A 20,310-nucleotide genomic window follows, 5' to 3' on the forward strand; every position below is an offset into this window, starting at 1 on the left:
TTTCGCAAAACGATATTTTCTTACGAGTTTAATGGATCATTTTCTTTTACTTCGTGGTTTACTGGTAAAACTACTTTCTTTAAGTAAATCTTTGCTAACAATGCCGCAAAAGCATTTAATAAACTCAAAATTAAAAAAATTTGTGGAATCGCAGCTGAAAAATGTAATAAAGCAATAACCATCAATGCTCCAGCAACCATAAACATGGAATTATAGATATTATTCGTCGCGATCACTTGCGCTCTTGATTCGGGGGGACTAGTCACTTGTAAATAGGTATATAAGGGAACGATAAAAAGACCAGCGCTAAAAGCCAACATAAATAAATCAAATGCAATGCGCCAATGAGCAAACTGGGTAAAAAAATTAATTAGAGTAAATACATTTTTCGGTTCATTTAAATGAGGTGTAGCCCAATAAAGATCCATTGTAAAGCAAGTAAAAGCAAACATTGCCCAAGGAACAATAGGAAGATGTATTTTTCCTTGAAAAATAAAATTAACAGTTAAGGAACCACAAGCAATGCCTATTGAAAACAAAGCAAGAAATATTGCAAAAACAGTATTATTAGCTCCTAATACATAGCTTGTATAATCAGGAAGCTTAGTGAGGATTACTGCTCCTAAAAACCAAAACCAAGACAAAATCAAAATTGCTAATAAAATGCCGAAATGCTCAGTAGCCTGTTTCAGCATTTTATAAGTCACACGCCAAATCTGTTTGTCTATTTCAATATTTATCGACCTTGAAGGAGCTTTAGGTATAAACAAACTGGAGGTAAATCCTGCAAGAGCAACAACTATGGTTAAAAACACAGCTATATAAGGTTGGGGACTATTGATTCCTATAGATAAAGTACCCATAGTAGTTCCCAATAAAATGGCTATAAAAGTACTCGCATCAATTAACCCCGTTGCTCCTAGTAAATCCTTTTTAGGTAAATGATCAGGCAAAATAGCATATTTTATTGGCCCAAAAAAAGTCGAATGAACTCCGAGACCCGTTAAAGTAACCATCATCAAAAAAATACTTTCCCAATAAAGGGCAAAACTACCGATAATCATTAAAAATAACTCTAAAATTTTAATGACGCGTGTTATAAGCGCTTTATCATATTTATCAGCCAATTGCCCTGAAGTCGCTGAAAGAAGAAAAAAAGGGATTATAAATAAAGCACCTGCTATTGCTTGGTAGAACTCAGATTGAGCTTGATTATGAGTGAGATGAAAACTAATTAAAGTAAGCATTGCTAACTTAAAGGCATTATCATTAAAAGCACCAAAAAATTGAGTCAGAAAAAAAGGCAAAAATTTACGTTCTTTCAAAAGGTAAAAAGCACCATAACCCATGCATAAGGCTCCATTAGTAATACGTAATCGCCCTCATCGAGCAGGAGATGGGGCAATTACACTCTTCTTATTTTTATGATATTTATCAATAAAATGAAAGTTTGGTCTATTCACCTAGGGTGTGGAAGGAACAAGATGATTAGGCTCTAATATCAAGCGCCTAAGTGTATCATGAGCCTCTGTTTCACGTAAGAGTTTAGCTAAACCTATCTCAGAAATTTCATTATCTGATAAATCAACATACTTGACATGAGTGTTCAATTTTAATGCATTCATAATAAGATAAACCCCTTCATCATGCATTTTATTACTTTTAATATTTAAATGAGTTAAAGATCGAGACTCATTAATCATAGTAGCAATTTCTTTTGCACATTCTTCGTTCAAATTATTATAGGATATATCAAGAACCTCTAATGAAGGGTGTTTCAATACAAAATGACGCAATGCCTTCATCCCTTCTAAACCAAAATCATTACAGCTTAACACAAGTTCTTTTAACTCCGTATTTGAGTTAATCGATTCTAATAAACGTTGTACTCCGGAATCACGAAGCCAATTTAGTGATAAATCTAAAACCGATAACTTCTTCTTTTTTAAACATGAGAAAAAATCAGCAGGTATTTTGTCACCTATCCAATTATCAATAAATTTAATTGTATTCAGTTTCCTACGGGGTAAGGAATCAAATAAATAACGAATATCTTTTGTGTCAATATGATTTGCATAAAATGAAATTTCATTGACTTTTGAAGCTAATTTTAAAATATCATGTAAGGCTTCATAATCTTTATCATTTAAATTGGAATGATCAATACTAATTTTTTTTATAAATTTACAGCGTCTTTTTCCTTTTGATTGTAAGTACTTATTCAGATGAGGAAGAGCCAAATGATGTTGTACTTGGATAAGCTCTATCGACTCCAATTTGCCATGTTCATGTTTTAACCTAATCGTCATATCCCCTTCCCCTCTATAAATGAAACTACAATTTTAAGTGTAGATGATATTTAAAAGGGGGATGCAATAATGATGAATTTTTTATATTTTTCGCCCAAGATTTATAGGTCCATCTTCGCGAGTAAATTTCAAAAATAGACCTAGTTCTTCAAAAGCGGAAAACAGTCAATTTAGCTAAAAATCTTATTCCACCTTTTTTACACAACAGTTTTAATCGATTTATTAAATTTGTGCGTTCAAACGAGTAAGTACATTTCCTGGTCCGACCTCTATAAAAATACGCTCGCCTTGATTTTTTAAATAGCGGATAGTGTCGGTCCAACGAACTGGATATGTTATTTGTTTCACCAGATTTTCTTTCGCTCTCTCATTGGTATAAGGTTCTGCAGTTATATTTGCAATCACTTCAATTTGTAGTGGCGAAAACTGAAAAGATTCCATAAATTGTTTAAACTCATCGGCAGCAGATTGCATGTATCGGGAATGAAATGCACCACTAACTTTTAATGGCACACACATCAACGCTTCTTGAGCAAGTATTTCATTTGCCCTGGCTATATCTGCTGCTGGCCCTGAAAGAACGATTTGTTTCGGTGAGTTAAAATTAGCAAAATCTATAGAATCTAGCCCATTGGCTTGCAACAATGATTTAATTCGGTCTTCAGCTAAATTAATCACTGCGAGCATTCCGCCTCCACTTGCTTTAGCCATCAATTCGCCACGTTTTTTCACAAGCTTCAATCCAGTTCCAAAATCAAAAACACCAGCAGCAAACAAAGCAGCATACTCACCTAAACTATGCCCTATTAAATAATTAGGTGGTGGCTCTTCAGATATTCGTGCCAAAAAAGATAAGGCTTCAACAATATATAAAGCAGGTTGAGTATATTCGGTATTATTCAATTGCTGCTGTGGATCATCCAAGCATAGCTCTTTGACAGAATACCCTAAAATTTCATCAGCTTGCTTTATTTGTTCAGGAAAATAGGAAAATAATTCAATTCCCATACCTTTTGTTTGAGAACCTTGTCCTGGAAACATGTAAATGGTCATTGATGCTCCTTTTCAAACGATAAATCCAAACATATAAGCCATGATAAAATAGAATTATTAATATTGTCATTAAATAAATATCATTAAGTAAATTTGATTATTAAGTTTATAATTATGCATCATGCGTTAATTGAATTTTGCTCATTTAAAGAAACTATATGAAAAAAAGCGTGATCATTTTATTTGTTCTACTTGTTTTTATTGCCGTTTATTATCGCCTCTATTCAATCCCTTCGACCCAAAAAAGCTTTTCTGAGCTTGCTTTAACTGAGCGACCATCTTGGGCACAATGGCGTACTGAAGGCAAAGGAGTTTTAAAATATTTTCTACATTTCTTTGATTACCAAAAAAAAGCAACCCTAATGGTTTTAAATCCATTTCCTGGCCAAACGGCATATTTTGCTCATCAAAAAAAATTATTAGCCAAGTTACCACAACCCTCTTCTGAAGAAACATTTGTTCGTGTTGGTTTTGTAGGTGATTTAATGGCAGTTCCCAATTATGATAAACAATTTATCGCACCCCAAATTTTAAATCTTTTAGCGCAAATGGATTTTGTCTTAGGTAATTTGGAAACACCTGTTTCATCATCCAGTGCTCTTTCAAAATTTCGTAATGCATTGTCTCAATTTAATGTTCCTAATAACTATCTCAATGCCCTAACTTTGAATGGAAAACCAGTATTTGATTTTTTATCTTTGGCCAATAACCATGTTCTTGATCGCGGTGATTTAGGAGTACAAGAAACCATGGAAGAGCTAAAATCAAGAGACATCCAAGCTCATGGGGCAGATCAGCAAAAATTTATCACTTACACAATCAAAGGAATTCGCTTCGGTGTAACCACTGCTACGTGGGGCGTTAATCCTCAATTTTCTCAAAATACTACCCCTATTTGGTATTTACGAGGAATTGCTCCCCTTGATAAAAATAAAGTGGAGCTCAGTCAATTAATAGATGCTCTTCATGAAATGAAGCAGGCCAAAGTTGACTTTAAGATCTTATTTTTACATTGGGGATTTGAATTTGAACTCTATCCCGATCCCTTAATTCAAGATATTGGTTACCAATTAATTCAAAATGGTGCCGATCTAATCATAGGAAGCCATCCTCATGTACTACAACCTTTTGAACTCGTACAATCTTCTGAACATAAAGGATTAATCGCCTATTCTATGGGTAATTTTGTGAGTGATATGAGCAATCCCTTCACTCGAATTGGGCTTATCCAAGAGTTATACGTTTGGCGTAATGCTCAACAAACCATTCAATGGGCATTGGGCCCAAGCAGGCTCACTCAAATAGCGGATATAAAACATCCACGCACCGAATTGCTTAGAAATCCTCCACCGAAAGATCTTTATAATGCTTATACCAACTACCAGCACTCTTTAAATTTACCATTTTTAGTCTGGAACTAAAGACTCTCATTTGAGTAAAACTCAGAATTGGCATCATTGCATCCTGTGAATGCTTTTTATTTATTTTTCTTCAGTGATTTTATGGCAAATAAATTGTTCCTTGCAAATAAAGATGAGCCGTTCCATAAAGAAAAACTCGTTCACCTTTTACCTCGCATCGCACTTTTCCTTGTCGTATTCCACCTTGTATCGCATTAATTTCACATTTCTGCAATTGTTCACTCCAGTAAGGTGCAATAACGCAGTGAGCTGAGCCTGTTACTGGATCTTCAGCAACGTTACATCCGGGATAAAAACATCGTGAATAAACATCTGAATTTACTCCAGGTGCAGTTAAAATCAAACCTCTATAATCCAGCTGAGCAACGGCATTCAAATTAGGAGCAGCCTGTTTTACTTCTTGTTCATGCTCATAAACAAACATTAAATCAAATTCACTTTTCAAAACATGTAGCGGTTTGTTTAAATTTAACTCAGATAGTGCTTGAGAGTATTCAATGACATGATAAGGTAATGCTGGAAAATCCATCATCAATCCATTGCCATTTTTTCGAACCCTAAGCTCTCCACTTAAGCAACGAAACTTTATCTCCTCTCCTTTAAATCCCAGTTTTTCAAAAATAACATAGGCACTTGCAAGGGTTGCATGACCACACAAAGCTACTTCTTCATTTGGGGTAAACCATCTAATATAAAATCCGTTTTCTTCAGAAATAAAAAAAGCTGTTTCTGAAAGATTATTTTCTAAAGCAATATTCTGCAATTCTTTGTCCGTAAGCCAATTGTCTAATGGACAAACAGCAGCGGGATTTCCTTCGAAAAGATTGGTGGCAAAAGCATCAACTTGATAGATGGGTAAAGTTCTCATAGCATCTCTCTAAACTAAATTGGAAAAATAACAAGAAGAATACATATGAGGGGCATTTCTAGAAAATTCAAGAGCTCAATGATTTAACTCGTGAAAAAGACACAGGCATATACTTTTTCGATAACGAACACATCCCTGTGACAGCTATTAAATTAAGACACAGCATGAGCGTTTAACGAAATATAAATATATTCCTTCTCAAAATAGCTTTCATTCTCTTCGTTGCATGAAAAATAAATACCCGGGTTACGGCTGGCCTTAGCCCAGGTCCATTTAACTAGCAGCGAGAGCTGAGAATACTTACGTGTACTCTTTTACTTATTCAGTAATAATAGTAACGTCTTGTGCTTTTAAGCCTTTTGGTCCTTTATCTAGCACGAAGGATACAGGATCATTCTCATGGAGTGTTTTAAATCCAACACCTTGAATATCTTTGTAATGAACGAAGATATCGTCACCATTCTCATTAATAATAAATCCAAATCCTTTTTTCTCATTGAACCATTTTACATGGCCCGTTTCTCTTTGCGACATTAGCGATCCCCTTTGTCTTAAGCTTTACAATCCAACTATTACAGATGTTTATTTCCAGCATAAAAATACTTACTATTCCAAAGCTGCGTTATAATAAACATTTTCTACATATACGAAATAAGTCCGTACATATAGATTAGCATAGCAGCTTTTTATTGATTGTTAAGGATTTTTTGAAAAAATCGCTATCTTTATCTTTTTTTATATAATGGAAACACATAATGAATCATACAAAATCAGCTTTTATAAAATTAGCACTCGATTGTCAGGTATTAAAATTTGGCGAATTTATATTAAAATCGGGACGAAAAAGTCCTTACTTTTTTAATGCAGGTTTATTTTATCAAGGGAGCTCTTTACGCCAATTAGGCCAATTTTATGCCAAAACATTGATCGAACATCAAGCTCGATTGGATCATTTATTTGGCCCAGCATATAAAGGATTACCGCTTGCTACCACTACCGCTATAGCCCTCTCTGAATTAGGTAAAGAAGTAACGGTTACTTTTAATCGTAAAGAAATAAAAGATCATGGCGAAGGAGGTCAATTAATTGGAGCCCCTTTAACGGGTAAAACAGTGATTGTTGATGATGTTATAACCGCAGGCACTGCTTTTAGAGAATCTCAAGCTTTGATTAAGGAGCATGGTGGTCAGCTGACTGGAGTTATTATTGCTTTAGATCGTTGCGAGCGTGGATTAACAAACGAATCAACACTTTCTGAAATTAAAGCTCAAGGTATTGAAGTTTACTCTATTATTACTTTATTTGATTTAATTGATTACTTAAAAAGCACAAATCAATCCGAACAAGTAAAAAAACTGGAAGAATATCAATCAACTTATGGTTGCTAGTATGGCTATATAGATATTAATTCATCTTTAACTGTGCCCCTTTAAAAAACCAGTGGAAATCCTTCTTCTGGTTTTCATATCACATCAAATAAAAAACAAGCACCTTCAAACACAACAAATAGTCAAATTGATTATATAATTAACAATAGACGTATGTTGTTTATGAAGCCCATTATGAAAAGTAAATATGATTCAGTTTTAGATATATTAAAAAGCCTCCACGGTAAAAAGCTCTCTGAAGAAATACAAAAAACAGCTAAAAACTTATCCGATAAAATATCTCCTACCCTAAAAAAGAGTCTTCAAGAAAAGCTATCAGAACCGTCTTATTTAGAGGATTCGGAAAAAGCGAAACTACCTGATAAATCAGAGTGTTCATATCCAAAAGCCCATAAAGAAACTGATGCTATTAAATGGGCTAAAGTAGCCGAACATTGTATTAATAATTTTGAATTAGCATTTAAAATACAATCTCTCGAAGCGGAAACCGGATTAGAGTACCCTCATTTCACCGAAGAAAAAAGATTTTACTGTGACAAGCGCTCGCAATTAGACTCGGTTATAAAAAAAGCAGGTCCTTCTTTTGAAGAAGCTATTGGCCCAGTAAATAAGGGCCATGATTTAGCCAAAACACCATTACATGCAGAACCATTAGCTTCAATTTCATCACAGGTCGCTAAAAGTAGCAAAAAATCTTTGAGACCATTTCAACCCAATAAATATTCACTTTTTCATGAATTAGGAAATGCAAAAGCATTTATGAAAGCAGCCCAAGATCCAGACCATGGCGAATATGCAAATCAAAATTTTGCAGGTGCATTTATTCATATGTTTAAAGGTCTTGTAGAAGGAGCTATCATACACGCTACACCCTTTGAAGATGCAATTGTTAGTTGGGCTCATCCCGAATCAGGTACTGATAAAATAAAAGGTACTAAGAAAGATAATGAAAATAATTTATTAATAGCGAAACTATATAGAGCAATTAAGAATTCATTTGATAAATCCCCAGAAAGTGAATTAGTTGCTCAAAATCCATCATCCTCTTTAATGGATAGCCCTTCTCTCCCAATCACCACAAAATCTGATGAAACTGCTCCAAGTATAATAGAATCCTATTCGTTTGAAGATACATTAAAAACAACGGCAAAAAACATAGCAGAAACTATTCCCGATCTCTCGAAAATTATTGAAGAACAAATTCTTAAATGCATCCTCGAATTTGACACCGCAAAACTCGAAAGCAGCGAAGAGATGTCTCTTTTCAAAACAATTCAAGAAAATAGCTGGGTATTTAAATTCATTGAAAAAGATATATCCAAACATCCACGTTTATATGCAAAAGCAGCTATTATAAATCCTAATGCAAGTACCTATCTTAGTGAGAAACAGAAAAATGATTTTGATTTTATACTGGAAGCCGTAAAAGCAAATGGATTAGTGTTAAAAGATGTCGGAGAAAAACTTCATCATCATAAACGCTTTAAAGAGTTAGTCATTTGTGCTGTTCAACAAAACGCAAAAGCCATTGAATACGTAGACACGGAACTTAGAAATGATCCTGATTTAATGTATAAGTTGTGGGGAACCTCTAAAGGAGGTGGCTTAACTCATGCAATGATTATTCAATATGGAGGCCCTGATGTTCGCAATTACGAATTATTTTCTGATAAAGAATTTATCAATGTAGCAGTACGTCAAAATGGTCTTGTTTTAGAGTTTTTGCCTAAGTACCAAAATGATCCTGACATTGTTAAAATTGCCGTTCAGCAAAATGGTCTAGCATTAAAATTTACTAAACTACGTGACATTTCTATTGTTTTTCCTGCGCTTAAACAAAATGGACTGTCCTTGAGATTTGCAGGAAAAGTATTTCAAAATGATGAAGAGGCAGTAACTCTTGCCATAACAAGTAATCCAAAAGCCATTTTATTTGCCAGTGAAAAGCTAAGAAATAATGACTCATTCATTCTCAAACTCATCAAGATAACCCCCCGTATTTCTAAATACATTCCTACGGAAATGAAAAATAGTCCCAAAATACTAACAGCATTGGAAGACACATTAAGCCCAGAGAATACATTAAGAAAAAATAAAACAGATATGGTTTTTTTCGGTACTCCCAACTCCCAAACCACTACTAAAGAAATAAAGGAACCCGAAAAGAACTCCAAGAAAACACCTTAATTAAACGTCAGTTATGGAGAAGCGATCGAGTTATTACTTCGAACCGTTCGAGCTGAGGAGGCGTAAACGCCGTCTCGCAGCCTTGACACAATAAAAATACTGACTCCCATTGACAATATTTAAATAAATATATTAATATTGTATTAATGTTACATCACGATAATACATTAATATGAAAATACACACTTCCATAAAACACTCAGCCCTTCCCAATTTAATGCATGCAATCAGCTTGCTGGAAAATAAAGAGGAAGCGTTGCAATTTTTTACCGATTTATGTACTCCAGCCGAATTGGAAGCAATGGCAGATCGTTGGCAAGTGGTTCCATTATTGCGGCAAGGTATTCCTTATAGAACCATTCATGAGCAAACTGGAGTTAGTGTAACCACTATAACCCGAGTTGCACGTTGTTTAAGTTTTGGTACAGGCGGTTATGAGTTAATCGCAAAGAGATCGGAGGTATCGTGAAAAATCGTTTACGTTTAGCCTTACAAAAAAAGGGGCGGTTATCTGAAGAATCGTTAATCTTGTTACAGCAATGCGGTTTAAAATTTCGCATTAAGCCTAATAGCTTACTCACTCACGTAGATAATTTCCCTATCGACCTGCTTTTCGTTCGTGATGATGATATTCCTACCCTAGTTTTTGATGGACTCTGTGATGGAGGCATCGTAGGTGAAAACGTACTTTTAGAGAGTGCTCTTGCCAATCCAGAAAAATCTTATAAGACCATAGCACAACTAGGTAATTGTACCTGTCGCCTCTCTATAGCTGTCCCTGAAGCCATGGATTATCAAGGACCAGGAAGTCTCGATGGCAAACGAATTGCGACCAGTTACCCTAACTTACTGAAGCATTACTTAAACAAACAAAAAATATGTGCGGAAATCCTGGTTTTATCTGGCTCTATTGAAGTTGCTCCTCGTATGGGGATGGCTGATGCAATTTGTGACTTAGTTTCAACCGGTCAAACCCTGGAAGATAATAAACTTTATGAAGTGGATACCCTATTACAAAGCCAAGCTGTATTGATTCAAGGCGGGGGAAAAAGCTCTCCCCTATTTCAAGATTTATTTGCAATGCTTGCGCGTAGAATACTCGCAGTACAGCAAGCCCAAGAACGAAAATATATTGTTTTTCATGCCCCAAAATCAGCTCTTGAAGCAATAGCTGAAAAATTACCTGGAGCTGAATCACCCACTATTTTGCCCTTACCGGGAAACATCAATAAAGTCGCTGTTCATGTTGTTTCTAGTGAGCGAATTTTTTGGAACACATTGGAAACCATTCAAACACTGGGAGCCAGTTCTATATTGGTTTTACCCATAGAAAAAATGTTGGAGTAACTTTATGTTAACAATTAAAAACTGGCAAGCATTATCTCAAACAGATAAAAAACAATATCTTACTCGGCCCTTGCAAATATCTTCGGTAAGAAACCAGGTACAAGAAATTATAAAAGAAGTACAATCCTTTGGAGATAAAGCATTATTTGCGCTTACAAAACAATTTGACGGAGTTCATTTAGAAAATATTCAAGTTTCACCATCACAAATAAAAAATGCTCGCATTAGTTCTCAAGCTTTAAATGCAATTAATGAGGCCATAAAAAATATTACCAATTATCACCAAGCCCTTTTACCCGAAAATAAAAAGATAAATACCACTCAAGGAGTGAATATTTATAGTACTTATAGGCCGATTCAACGGGTAGGATTATATGTCCCTGGAGGTCATAAAACTCCTTTAATTTCCTCATTACTAATGCAAGCAATCCCTGCAAAAGTTGCGGGATGCCCTCTGAAAATATTATGCACTCCACCTAATCGTGATGGTTCTATTAATGAACATCTACTTGTTGCTGCGCGATTATGTGGTATTGAAACCATTTATACTGTAGGCGGTGCTCAAGCAATTGCAGCTATGGCTTATGGCTCTGAAACCATTATTAAAGTGGATAAAATCTTTGGCCCAGGAAACAGTTACGTTACCGAGGCCAAAACTCTTGTTTCCACCGATCCTTATGGTGCCGCTATTGATATGCCAGCAGGGCCTTCTGAAGTAATGATCATCGCCGATAATAAAGCAAACCCTACCTTCATTGCCGCTGATTTATTGGCACAAGCAGAACATGGAACTGACTCACAAGTGATTTTAATTTGCGAGAACCTGCAACTGGCAGAACAAGTGAATCAACAATTAAAAGAACAATTAAAACCCTTATCAAGAATACAAATTATGAAACAATCATTGGCAAACAGCGTCATCCTTGTTTGCCCTGAAAAAGAAGAACAATTGCATATAATTAACACTTATGCTCCAGAGCATTTAATTATAAACCGTGACGATGCAGAATTGTGGATCGACTCAATCCATGCTGTAGGTACCGTATTTCTTGGCCCTTGGGCAGCAGAAACTCTTGGTGATTATGTAACAGGCTCAAACCATGTATTACCAACCAATGGTTTTGCTCGCAATCATAATGGTTTAAACACGCTAGATTTCCTCACTTGTTTTAATGTGCAATCCATTAATCAGGAAGGAATCCAAAATATAGGTCCCGCAGCAATCACTCTAGCACACATTGAAGGATTGGATGCACATGCACAAGCAGTAGCAATCAGACTAAACTCACTGGAGGTTTAAATGTCCGTACTTAACTTAATACGCCCTGAGCTATTAAACAACCAAGCTTACATCCCAATTAGTGGCCAAATCAACCATCGCCTACACGCTAATGAGCTTCCCTGGTCTGTATTAAACATGGAAATTGATTTAAATTTTTACCCTGAAAAAATGGTACAACAACCACTATTGGAACAATTAGCAAAGCTGTATCAAATAGATGTGGATCAACTTGTTTTGACTCGTGGCTCGGATGATGGAATTGATTTAATCACACGGTTGTTTTTAAGCGCAGGTCAAGATGCTTGCATGCAATTTTCACCTACCTTTCCCATGTATTCATTTTATGTTCATTTACAACAGGCCCAATTGATTGACTGTCCTTTAAAACCTTTGAATTGCTTTGAAATTTCAGTAGAAGAGATTCGTAATTATTGGCAAAAAAATTGTAAAATGATTATTTTGTGTAACCCTAATAATCCTACCGCCAGTTTAATCGACATCGCTCGAATTGCAGCTCTATGTGAAGAATATAAAGACCGATCCATAATCGTTGTCGATGAAGCATATATAGAGTTTACTCAGCATCAAAGTGCAGCTTGCCTCATTCCTCAATTCGATAATTTAATCGTCCTGAGAACGTTATCCAAAGCCTATGGGCTTGCGAATCTTCGCTTAGGGAGCGTTTTAGCTCAAGCTCATGTCATCCAAGCATTAAATAAAATCATGTCACCTTTTCCGCTTTCCACTGTTGTAATTAATATAGCGCTAAAAGCGTTGGCAAAGCCAGAATGGTTTTCCGAATCGATTAACAAGATTATAAAGGCTCGTACTCAATTGATTCAAGCATTAACACTATGCCCCCTTATCGAGAAGGTTTATCCCAGCCAAACCAATTTTATTCTCATTAAAACTTTGTATGCGTCACAACTCGTCGCGTGGCTTTTTCATCACGGTATCGCAGTTAAAAATTTTCCACCACATTCCTCTTTACAGGATCATTTACGTATCACTGTAGGCGATGAAGCACAGAATATGTTTTTTATGAATACATTATCTTCTTTTCAACCTAATTCGTCCTTAGAGGGATACAAATGAACCATAATGTTTTAGGATTTAAAAATGCAAAAAATTTTATTTATTGATCGTGACGGGACTTTAATTGAAGAACCCTATGATTTTCAAGTTGATTCATTGGATAAAATCAAACTTACCTCTGGTGTAATCCCCGCTCTCCTGCAACTGCAGAAAGAAGGATTTCGTTTCATTATGGTAAGTAATCAAAACGGTATAGGTACATCCGCTTTTCCCGAAGATGCTTTTTTGATGTGTCATGAATTTACTTTAGATCTTTTTTCCTCACAAGGCATTTATTTTGATGAAATTTTTATTTGCCCACATATGCCCGAAGATAATTGCTGGTGTCGCAAACCTAAAACGGGTTTGTTAGATCAATTTATGAACGAAACCATAATTGACAAAACCTCTTCTTGGGTTATTGGTGATAGAGAAACTGATCGCCAATTAGCCGATAATTTAGGGATAAAGTTTTTACCCATCAACAAAGAACATGGATGGGAGCAAATTACGAGCACCATACTGAATAACAAACGTAGTGGATTTATTCGAAGAAAAACACAAGAAACAACGATAGAATTATCAGTGCTATTGGACTCTGACCAAGCCAGCTCTATCAACACCCCTATCCCCTTTTTTAACCATATGCTCGAACAAGTAGCAAAACACGGTGGATTTAGTCTGGATTTATACGCTAATGGGGATGTAGAGGTCGATGACCATCATTTAATCGAGGATACTGCAATTGCTTTAGGAGAAGCATTGAAAGCAGCTCTTGGGAACAAATGGGGCATTAATCGCTATGGTTTTACTTTACCTATGGATGAATCCATTGCTTCTATCGCAATAGATATAGGAGGCAGAGGTTTTTGCCTGTTCCAAGGACAATTCACGCGTGAGTTTGTTGGAGGCATGGCTACAGAGATGGTACCTCATTTTTTTAATTCGCTAGCCCATGCTTTAGGAGCGACAATTCACATCGAAGTTACCGGTAAAAATCATCACCATATGATCGAAGCCTGCTTTAAATCACTGGGTAGAGCACTAGGGCAAGCGTGTACCAAAACAACTAATTTTTTACCATCGACTAAGGGGGTTCTATGATTGCAATTATTGATGTAAGTGGAACCAATCTAACTTCCTTAGCGAATGCATTACAAAGATTGGGATTTAACTATCAACTCACTCATGATGCTCAAGAAATACACAACGCAAGCCATGTGATTCTCCCAGGTGTAGGTACTGCATCTTATGGTATGAATGCGCTACGTCAATATGGTTTAGTGGATGTTCTTACTTCATTAAAACAGCCATTATTAGGCATCTGTCTAGGTATGCAATTATTATTTGAAAGCAGCGAGGAAGGTGATGTGCAATGCTTAGGCCTCATTCCTGGAAAAGTACAGCGCCTACCCCGCAAAAAAGGTTATCCAGTGCCGCACATGGGTTGGAATCAATTGCAATGGTGTAAAAATACGTCCTTACAACTTGGGTTAAATGAAAATAATTATGTTTATTTTGTGCATAGTTATGCGCTTTACGCCTCTGAACATGCTTTGGCCTATTGTGAGTATAATGAATCTTTTACAGCCATTATCCAAAAAAATAACATTTGGGGTATGCAATTTCATCCCGAAAAATCAGCAGACACCGGAATGACATTGCTTAAAAATTTTTGCAGTACTTAAAGCACGTGAATTATTCCTACGCAAGTTAGATCTTATTATTATCGGAGGTTGTATGATTCTTATCCCAGCAATTGACTTACAAGCAGGTCGTTGTGTGCGATTACGCCAAGGGCAGTTTGATCAAGTCACTCAATTTGATATGTCACCTATAGATCGCGCATCTTATTTCGCCAAATTAGGAGCAAAACGATTACATATTGTTGATTTAGATGGAGCTAAAACCGGAACTATGCAACAACTACCGTTAATTTCTGCCATGCAAAATACAGGCATTACTGTACAAGCAGGTGGTGGAATTCGTTCTTTAGAACAAGCAAGAGCTTGTTTTTCTGCAGGAATATCGCTCTTGGTCATAGGAAGTATAGCGATTACCAACCCTCCATTAACCACACAAATTATTAATGAAATTACACCCCAAAAGGTTATTCTTGCTCTTGATATTCGTATGGAAAACAGCATTCCTCTACCCGTTACTCATGGTTGGCAAGCTACTTCAACTATGAATTTATGGGAGGTTGCTTCCTTTTATCAACAATTGGGCATCACGCAAATATTATGTACCGATATCGCCTATGACGGTATGATGCAAGGACCCAGTTTTGCTCTTTATAAAGAAGCAGTAGCACGTTTTCCTAATATTGCTTGGCAAGCCTCTGGAGGCATTCGCCATCAAGATGATATTACCAAGCTTCAGAAATTAGGTATTAAAGCAGCAATCTTAGGCCTGACTCTGTACCAAGATGCTTTTAACTTAAAATCCTTGTTATCAAGCCCAGTAACATCAATGGAGTGAAATACTCAAACTACATTTTAATAAAGAGTGCAAATTATGTTAACGAAACGAATTATTCCATGTCTTGATGTACGCGAGGATCAAGTCGTCAAAGGAGTCCAATTTCGCAATCATCAAATTGTGGGTCATATTCTCGAGCTCGCAGCCGAATATTCTGCATCTGGAGCAGACGAGCTGGTCTTTTATGATATTACTGCAAGTTCTGAACAACGTTCTGTTTGTCCTAAATGGATCCATCAAGTTGCGGCACTAATTAACATCCCATTCACGGTAGCAGGTGGAATTCGATCTCTTGATCAGGCAAAATCACTACTAAATGCCGGAGCCGATAAAATATCCATCAATAGCCCCGCGTTGGAAGCCCCTCACTTAATTAACGAATTATGTCGTAATTATGGGAGTCAATGTGTGGTTATTGGAATTGATAGTCAATGGATAAATGATGATTATTATGTTTATCAATATACGGGAGATGAGAAAAAAATAATTAATTCCAGACGTAAAACAGGTGAGTGGATTAAAGAGGTTCAAGATAGAGGCGCAGGAGAAATTGTATTAAATTGCATGCAAGCAGATGGCGTGCGTATGGGGTATGACTTACCTCAGTTACACCTTATGCGGTCTTTATGTGAGATACCCTTAATTGCCTCAGGAGGAGCAGGATCATTAAATGATTTTACGCAAGTCTTCCTTAAAACCCAAGTAGATGGAGCTTTGGCTGCCAGTGTATTTCACAATAAAATTTTAACAATTAACGACATTAAATTAGCATTAAAAAAAGAAAATATTGAGGTACGATTATGAACCATCTGGAAATTAACGCTTTGGATTGGAAAAAAATGAATGGCTTATTACCTGCCATTATTCAAAATGCAGAAAATGGTAATGTTTTGATGTTAGGTTACATGAACCAAGAAGCTTTAATTGCAACATTAACTACCGGCCAGCTTAATTTATACAGTCGAAGTCGTAAACGATTATGGCGTAAAGGAGAAACTTCAGGTAATAGCATGTCGGTTCAGCATATTAGTGTCGATTGCGACAATGACAGCTTATTGATTCAAGTTTTACCTAAAGGCCCTGCTTGCCATTTAGGATATGCGAGTTGCTTTCAACCTACAAATAATACAAGTCTTGGTTTTATACATGAACTCATTGAGCTCATCAATGAGCGTGCTGATGCGCAAAATGAAAATAGTTATACAGCAAGATTATTAGAATCCGGACGCAGCAAATGCGCCCAAAAAGTAGGTGAAGAAGCTGTGGAAGCAGTCATCGCCGCCGTAAATAATGATCGTGAAGAATTAGTAAATGAATCTGCCGATTTAATTTTTCACTTATTCGTTTTATTAAAGGCTTGTGAGTTAAATTTTTACGATGTCTTACAATGCTTACAAGACAGAAATGCAACTGTGCATAGCTAATGACCTAAATGGAGGGTAGCCTAGGTGAAACGTGAGTTTCAGTTCTCTGGATCTGTACCTAGGCTTATCTTACGTTGATACCGAACAGATATTAGACCACTGCCAACAAAACCGCTGTCAGATAATTTCCTTCTGGAAAAGAGGCTAATGTAGGATGACAACTTGCCGGACCATAGACACCTAATATGCGTGCTTGTATTCCCACAGCCACTGCTTGTGCACTCACTAAAGAACAAAATTCTTGGGATGAAAGCGCTGCGGAGCAATTACAGGTCATTAATAAGCTCCCTTTCTTCATGTGCTTAAATACTTCACGATGTAAAAAACGATAATAATTTTTCGCCCGTTGTAAATGCTGTTGGGAAGGAACTAACTTAGGAGGATCTAGAATAATAACATCATATTCCCCTGCTTTTGTTAAATAATCACGAGAATCTGCTTCAATAAACTCTATGTGAGTTAACTTATTTAATAGTGCATTTTTTCTACCTTGGGTAATAGCCTGAGCAGAACTATCCACAGCAGTTACTTTTAATGCCCCTGCCTTGGCTGCATGTAAAGCAAAACCACCTGTATAAGAATAAAGATCTAATACATTTTTACCTTGAGATAACTGAGCAAGACGTTGATGATTCTCGCGTTGATCAAGAAATAAGCCTGTTTTTTGTGCTTGGGCAAATTCAACTTCATAAATCACTCCTCCTTCAAGAACATTCGCATGATGATGCGCTTCTTGTTCACTGCTTTGCTTCCATCCATCCTGGCTTAAAGGTTTTTTTTGTGGCAACCAAACCAATTGATCTGCAGGCAACAATTTCTCAAGAGCTTGTATTATTATTTCTTTATGAAGCTCTACCCAATAAGCCGAACTCGCAATAACACATGTTTGATTAAATCTGTCTATGGTTAAGCCAGAAAGACCATCTGCTTCGCTATTAAACAATCGATAAGCAGTAGTTTCTGCATTAGGCAAATTTAAACACTCCCGCACCAACATTGCCTGTCTTAAGCGAGCAACAATTAAAGCATTTAAATGGCTGGTATCAATAGACTCAGAAGTAAGTGCTAATACCCGGACTCTATACAGAGAATGTTCATTGAACACTCCCACACCAATAAGTTCTTCATCTGCATTATAAATATTAACTAAATGGCCTGTAACTAATTTCCCCTCTGTTTTTGCAATAGCTTTAGGAAATATCCATGGATGCCCTCGTAGAACTGTATTTTGCTTTGCTGCCAGCAATGTAATTTTTGCATTCATTTATCTATTTCCCCAAAAACAAAAATCGGCTAATCTACACAAAGACCGAAAAACCTGCAATAATCTTTCTCTTAACAATCTGAAAAGAACAGTTCTCGATCGTAATCAACTAATTGAAAAATAAAAATACAAGGCCCATTATGTCGCAAAAAATAATAACACTATTTAATAATGTTAGAGATCATAAAAAGGGACTTGCTCTCAATCTAAAATACAATTTTAATTCATATACTGTGATTATTAATAGTGTATGTACTCCTGTTTTAAAGAATAATACATCATGTTTCGAACATTATACTTTAGCTATTAATTCATTCTGGTAACAATATGGAAAAAACACCCAAATTATCCTTTGGCCTTACTCTAGGTGCTTTAGGGGTGGTATTTGGCGATATTGGTACAAGTCCATTATATGCTTTAAAAGTGACGATGGATAATCTACCAATTACTCAATCAACAATTTTGGGGGTTTTATCCCTCATTTTTTGGTGTTTGATAATTATCATTTCGTTCAAATACTTAATCATGATTTTTCGCGCGGATAATGATGGAGAAGGAGGTATTCTTGCTCTTTTAGCGTTAATGAAACATAAAAGTACTAAATATGTACCTATATTTTATATCGTCGCCATTTTCGGAGGAGGTTTACTCTTAGGTGATGGTATGCTCACGCCTGCTATATCCGTAATTAGTGCTGTCGAAGGTCTTAGCACTCTTTCACCCTCATTTGAACCTTATATACTGCCTATTGCCGTAGTTATTCTCATATTCTTATTCATGCTGCAATCAAGAGGAACTGGAAATATAGGAAGTCTCTTTGGCCCTTTTATACTTATATGGTTCTTCACTATAGCAATCCTTGGCATCGTACAAATTGTTAAAGCACCTATAGTCCTTACCGCAATTAATCCTTATTATGCTTTTGCATTGATCCATGAGACTGGGTATAAAGGCTATTTATTATTAGGGGGAATCTTCCTGGTTGTTACTGGAGGAGAAGCACTTTATGCTGATATTGGACATTTTGGCAAAAAACCGATTCGCATCAGCTGGTTCACCATTGTCCTTCCTTCCTTAATATTAAACTATTTTGGACAAGGAGCTAATTTACTTTTACACCCCAAGGCCATTAGTAACCCTTTTTATATGATCGCGCCTAATTGGTTTTATATTCCTTTAATTATTCTGGCTACTATTGCCACAATAATTGCATCACAAGCAGTAATTTCAGCAACCTTTTCTTTAACAAAACAGGCGGTATTACTAAGCTTATGTCCACGTATCCCCATAGTACAAACATCCAAAGACTATTCAGGCCAAATCTATGTACCCCAAATTAACATCATTTTGTTCATTGGAACCTTAACATTTTGTTTTACTTTTAAAACATCAGATAATCTTGCCCATGCCTATGGTATCGCGGTAAATACGTATATGCTCTTAATTGATGCAATGGTCGCTTATGCTGCTCTGTCCATTTGGAAATGGTCAAAATTTAGAGTCGGACTGATATTTGGGCTGTTTTTAAGTATCGATTTTGCATTTTTAGGTTCAAATTTACATAAATTTATCACCGGTGGTTGGGTTCCAGTTACCTTTGCTTTGCTTATAGCGACCATTATGTATACATGGAAATGTGGGCTGGAATATTTACAACAAAATTATTACATGAATAAAGATGATATTTCTAAAATTCTCAAGCAACTCGAATATAAAAGTTTAAACCAACTCACTGATCTAACAGCAATTTTTATAACGGATATTTACGATAAAAGTGGAGGAAGTTTTCTTCATTTCTTAAAGCTTTGCCGAGCAGTTCCAAATCGAGTACTTATTCTTAATTACGTTGTAGATAATATTCCTTATGTACATTACAGCCAACGTTATGAAATCACTTGTTTGCACGAAAAAGTATTTAACTTAACTTTGCATTACGGATTTATGGAGACCATTTCCATACCTAGAGCATTGGAAAGAGCTTCGAACAAAAATCTTTTTCCCTTTAAATTAAATATCGATCGTGCAACATATATGGTGGAAATTCCCAATATTTCAGCCTCTAAAACAAAAAGATCATTAACTTTCTTCTGGCAAGAAAAATTATTCGCTTTTTTAATCCGTAATTATTCAACTAATTTGAATATAGATTTTTATAAATTACCTTACAATAGAACTATGGCAATTGGCACTTACTATATTATGTAATTCAGGA

Annotated in this window: 19 protein-coding genes; 13 read left to right on the forward strand and 6 right to left on the reverse strand. The window is 36.0% G+C overall.

Annotated elements, in window-relative coordinates:
• Window positions 1–20 precede the first annotated feature (20 nt).
• From DYH34_RS11075 to fabD, 3 genes are all read right to left on the reverse strand, one after another.
• Window positions 21–1,349 (reverse strand): MFS transporter, encoded by a 1,329-nt coding sequence (locus DYH34_RS11075; protein WP_058465339.1) that lies wholly within the window; start codon window positions 1,347–1,349, stop codon window positions 21–23.
• A gap of 114 nt (window positions 1,350–1,463) precedes the next feature.
• On the reverse strand, window positions 1,464–2,309 hold the full coding sequence (locus DYH34_RS11080) for a leucine-rich repeat domain-containing protein (RefSeq protein WP_058465340.1): 846 nt from the start codon (window positions 2,307–2,309) through the stop codon (window positions 1,464–1,466).
• Between the two features lie 222 nt (window positions 2,310–2,531).
• Window positions 2,532–3,362, reverse strand: coding sequence for an ACP S-malonyltransferase (gene fabD / locus DYH34_RS11085; RefSeq protein ID WP_058465341.1), 831 nt, complete (start codon window positions 3,360–3,362; stop codon window positions 2,532–2,534).
• Window positions 3,363–3,520: 158 nt separating this feature from the next.
• Between fabD and DYH34_RS11090 the strand changes: the two genes are divergently transcribed.
• Window positions 3,521–4,783, forward strand: coding sequence for a CapA family protein (locus tag DYH34_RS11090; protein WP_058465342.1), 1,263 nt, complete (start codon window positions 3,521–3,523; stop codon window positions 4,781–4,783).
• Between the two features lie 79 nt (window positions 4,784–4,862).
• Here DYH34_RS11090 and DYH34_RS11095 read toward each other — a convergent pair whose 3' ends face one another.
• Together DYH34_RS11095 and DYH34_RS11100 are read right to left on the reverse strand one after the other, a co-directional pair.
• Entirely contained in the window at window positions 4,863–5,651 is a 789-nt protein-coding gene (locus tag DYH34_RS11095; protein WP_058465343.1) for a PhzF family phenazine biosynthesis protein, read from the reverse strand.
• Window positions 5,652–5,969: 318 nt separating this feature from the next.
• Window positions 5,970–6,185 carry a cold-shock protein gene (locus DYH34_RS11100; protein ID WP_003631957.1) on the reverse strand — a complete coding sequence of 72 codons (216 nt, stop codon included), beginning with the start codon at window positions 6,183–6,185 and terminating at the stop codon, window positions 5,970–5,972.
• Window positions 6,186–6,406: 221 nt separating this feature from the next.
• On the opposite strand from DYH34_RS11100, the gene pyrE reads away from it, so the two are divergent.
• The 11 genes from pyrE (at window position 6,407) to hisIE (ending at window position 16,834) form a co-directional block, all read left to right on the forward strand.
• On the forward strand, window positions 6,407–7,039 hold the full coding sequence (gene pyrE, locus DYH34_RS11105) for an orotate phosphoribosyltransferase (protein ID WP_058465344.1): 633 nt from the start codon (window positions 6,407–6,409) through the stop codon (window positions 7,037–7,039).
• 174 nt (window positions 7,040–7,213) lie between these two features.
• Entirely contained in the window at window positions 7,214–9,226 is a 2,013-nt protein-coding gene (locus DYH34_RS11110) for a DUF4116 domain-containing protein (protein WP_058465345.1), read from the forward strand.
• A gap of 172 nt (window positions 9,227–9,398) precedes the next feature.
• Window positions 9,399–9,695, forward strand: coding sequence for a YerC/YecD family TrpR-related protein (locus DYH34_RS11115; RefSeq protein ID WP_058465346.1), 297 nt, complete (start codon window positions 9,399–9,401; stop codon window positions 9,693–9,695).
• Window positions 9,692–10,573: an ATP phosphoribosyltransferase gene (gene hisG / locus DYH34_RS11120; RefSeq protein ID WP_058465347.1), complete on the forward strand. Its 882-nt coding sequence runs from the start codon at window positions 9,692–9,694 to the stop codon at window positions 10,571–10,573. The genes DYH34_RS11115 and hisG overlap by 4 nt, the downstream gene beginning before the upstream one ends.
• A 4-nt stretch (window positions 10,574–10,577) precedes the next feature.
• A complete protein-coding gene (gene hisD, locus DYH34_RS11125; protein WP_058465348.1) occupies window positions 10,578–11,873 on the forward strand; it encodes a histidinol dehydrogenase in 1,296 nt (431 codons plus the stop codon).
• Window positions 11,874–12,950 (forward strand): pyridoxal phosphate-dependent aminotransferase, encoded by a 1,077-nt coding sequence (locus DYH34_RS11130; RefSeq protein ID WP_058465349.1) that lies wholly within the window; start codon window positions 11,874–11,876, stop codon window positions 12,948–12,950.
• Window positions 12,951–12,974: 24 nt separating this feature from the next.
• Window positions 12,975–14,033 (forward strand): bifunctional histidinol-phosphatase/imidazoleglycerol-phosphate dehydratase HisB, encoded by a 1,059-nt coding sequence (hisB, locus tag DYH34_RS11135; protein WP_058465350.1) that lies wholly within the window; start codon window positions 12,975–12,977, stop codon window positions 14,031–14,033.
• On the forward strand, window positions 14,030–14,617 hold the full coding sequence (hisH, locus tag DYH34_RS11140; protein ID WP_058465351.1) for an imidazole glycerol phosphate synthase subunit HisH: 588 nt from the start codon (window positions 14,030–14,032) through the stop codon (window positions 14,615–14,617). Before hisB ends, hisH begins: the two co-directional genes overlap by 4 nt.
• 52 nt (window positions 14,618–14,669) lie before the next feature.
• Complete coding sequence (locus DYH34_RS11145; RefSeq protein WP_058465352.1) at window positions 14,670–15,410, forward strand: 1-(5-phosphoribosyl)-5-[(5-phosphoribosylamino)methylideneamino] imidazole-4-carboxamide isomerase; 741 nt, start codon at window positions 14,670–14,672, stop codon at window positions 15,408–15,410.
• A 36-nt stretch (window positions 15,411–15,446) separates the two neighbouring features.
• Window positions 15,447–16,214: an imidazole glycerol phosphate synthase subunit HisF gene (gene hisF / locus DYH34_RS11150; protein ID WP_058465353.1), complete on the forward strand. Its 768-nt coding sequence runs from the start codon at window positions 15,447–15,449 to the stop codon at window positions 16,212–16,214.
• The gene (gene hisIE / locus DYH34_RS11155) at window positions 16,211–16,834 is read left to right on the forward strand and encodes a bifunctional phosphoribosyl-AMP cyclohydrolase/phosphoribosyl-ATP diphosphatase HisIE (RefSeq protein ID WP_058465354.1); all 624 of its coding nucleotides are present in this window, start codon (window positions 16,211–16,213) and stop codon (window positions 16,832–16,834) included. The genes hisF and hisIE overlap by 4 nt, the downstream gene beginning before the upstream one ends.
• A gap of 91 nt (window positions 16,835–16,925) precedes the next feature.
• On the opposite strand, the gene DYH34_RS11160 is transcribed toward hisIE, so the two are convergent.
• Window positions 16,926–18,098: a class I SAM-dependent rRNA methyltransferase gene (locus tag DYH34_RS11160; protein WP_058465355.1), complete on the reverse strand. Its 1,173-nt coding sequence runs from the start codon at window positions 18,096–18,098 to the stop codon at window positions 16,926–16,928.
• A gap of 327 nt (window positions 18,099–18,425) precedes the next feature.
• Here DYH34_RS11160 and DYH34_RS11170 point away from each other — a divergent pair, with 327 nt between their 5' ends.
• Window positions 18,426–20,303, forward strand: a complete 1,878-nt coding sequence (locus tag DYH34_RS11170) for a potassium transporter Kup (protein WP_058465356.1) — start codon at window positions 18,426–18,428, stop codon at window positions 20,301–20,303.
• Window positions 20,304–20,310 lie beyond the last annotated feature (7 nt).

Origin of the sequence: Legionella cincinnatiensis (assembly GCF_900452415.1) — a bacterium.
Lineage (GTDB): Bacteria > Pseudomonadota > Gammaproteobacteria > Legionellales > Legionellaceae > Legionella > Legionella cincinnatiensis.

Excerpts from the sequence above, each read along its gene's own strand:
- DYH34_RS11080 (WP_058465340.1), bottom strand. The coding sequence starts at position 2,309 with ATGACGATTAGGTTAAAACATGAACATGGCAAATTGGAGTCGATAGAG.
- pyrE (WP_058465344.1), top strand. The coding sequence starts at position 6,407 with ATGAATCATACAAAATCAGCTTTTATAAAATTAGCACTCGATTGTCAG.
- DYH34_RS11170 (WP_058465356.1), top strand. The coding sequence starts at position 18,426 with ATGGAAAAAACACCCAAATTATCCTTTGGCCTTACTCTAGGTGCTTTA.
- DYH34_RS11100 (WP_003631957.1), bottom strand. The coding sequence starts at position 6,185 with ATGTCGCAAAGAGAAACGGGCCATGTAAAATGGTTCAATGAGAAAAAA.
- DYH34_RS11075 (WP_058465339.1), bottom strand. The coding sequence starts at position 1,349 with ATGGGTTATGGTGCTTTTTACCTTTTGAAAGAACGTAAATTTTTGCCT.
- fabD (WP_058465341.1), bottom strand. The coding sequence starts at position 3,362 with ATGACCATTTACATGTTTCCAGGACAAGGTTCTCAAACAAAAGGTATG.
- DYH34_RS11130 (WP_058465349.1), top strand. The coding sequence starts at position 11,874 with ATGTCCGTACTTAACTTAATACGCCCTGAGCTATTAAACAACCAAGCT.
- hisH (WP_058465351.1), top strand. The coding sequence starts at position 14,030 with ATGATTGCAATTATTGATGTAAGTGGAACCAATCTAACTTCCTTAGCG.
- DYH34_RS11115 (WP_058465346.1), top strand. The coding sequence starts at position 9,399 with ATGAAAATACACACTTCCATAAAACACTCAGCCCTTCCCAATTTAATG.
- DYH34_RS11110 (WP_058465345.1), top strand. The coding sequence starts at position 7,214 with ATGAAAAGTAAATATGATTCAGTTTTAGATATATTAAAAAGCCTCCAC.
- DYH34_RS11160 (WP_058465355.1), bottom strand. The coding sequence starts at position 18,098 with ATGAATGCAAAAATTACATTGCTGGCAGCAAAGCAAAATACAGTTCTA.
- hisF (WP_058465353.1), top strand. The coding sequence starts at position 15,447 with ATGTTAACGAAACGAATTATTCCATGTCTTGATGTACGCGAGGATCAA.
- hisB (WP_058465350.1), top strand. The coding sequence starts at position 12,975 with ATGCAAAAAATTTTATTTATTGATCGTGACGGGACTTTAATTGAAGAA.
- DYH34_RS11090 (WP_058465342.1), top strand. The coding sequence starts at position 3,521 with ATGAAAAAAAGCGTGATCATTTTATTTGTTCTACTTGTTTTTATTGCC.
- hisD (WP_058465348.1), top strand. The coding sequence starts at position 10,578 with ATGTTAACAATTAAAAACTGGCAAGCATTATCTCAAACAGATAAAAAA.
- DYH34_RS11095 (WP_058465343.1), bottom strand. The coding sequence starts at position 5,651 with ATGAGAACTTTACCCATCTATCAAGTTGATGCTTTTGCCACCAATCTT.
- DYH34_RS11145 (WP_058465352.1), top strand. The coding sequence starts at position 14,670 with ATGATTCTTATCCCAGCAATTGACTTACAAGCAGGTCGTTGTGTGCGA.
- hisIE (WP_058465354.1), top strand. The coding sequence starts at position 16,211 with ATGAACCATCTGGAAATTAACGCTTTGGATTGGAAAAAAATGAATGGC.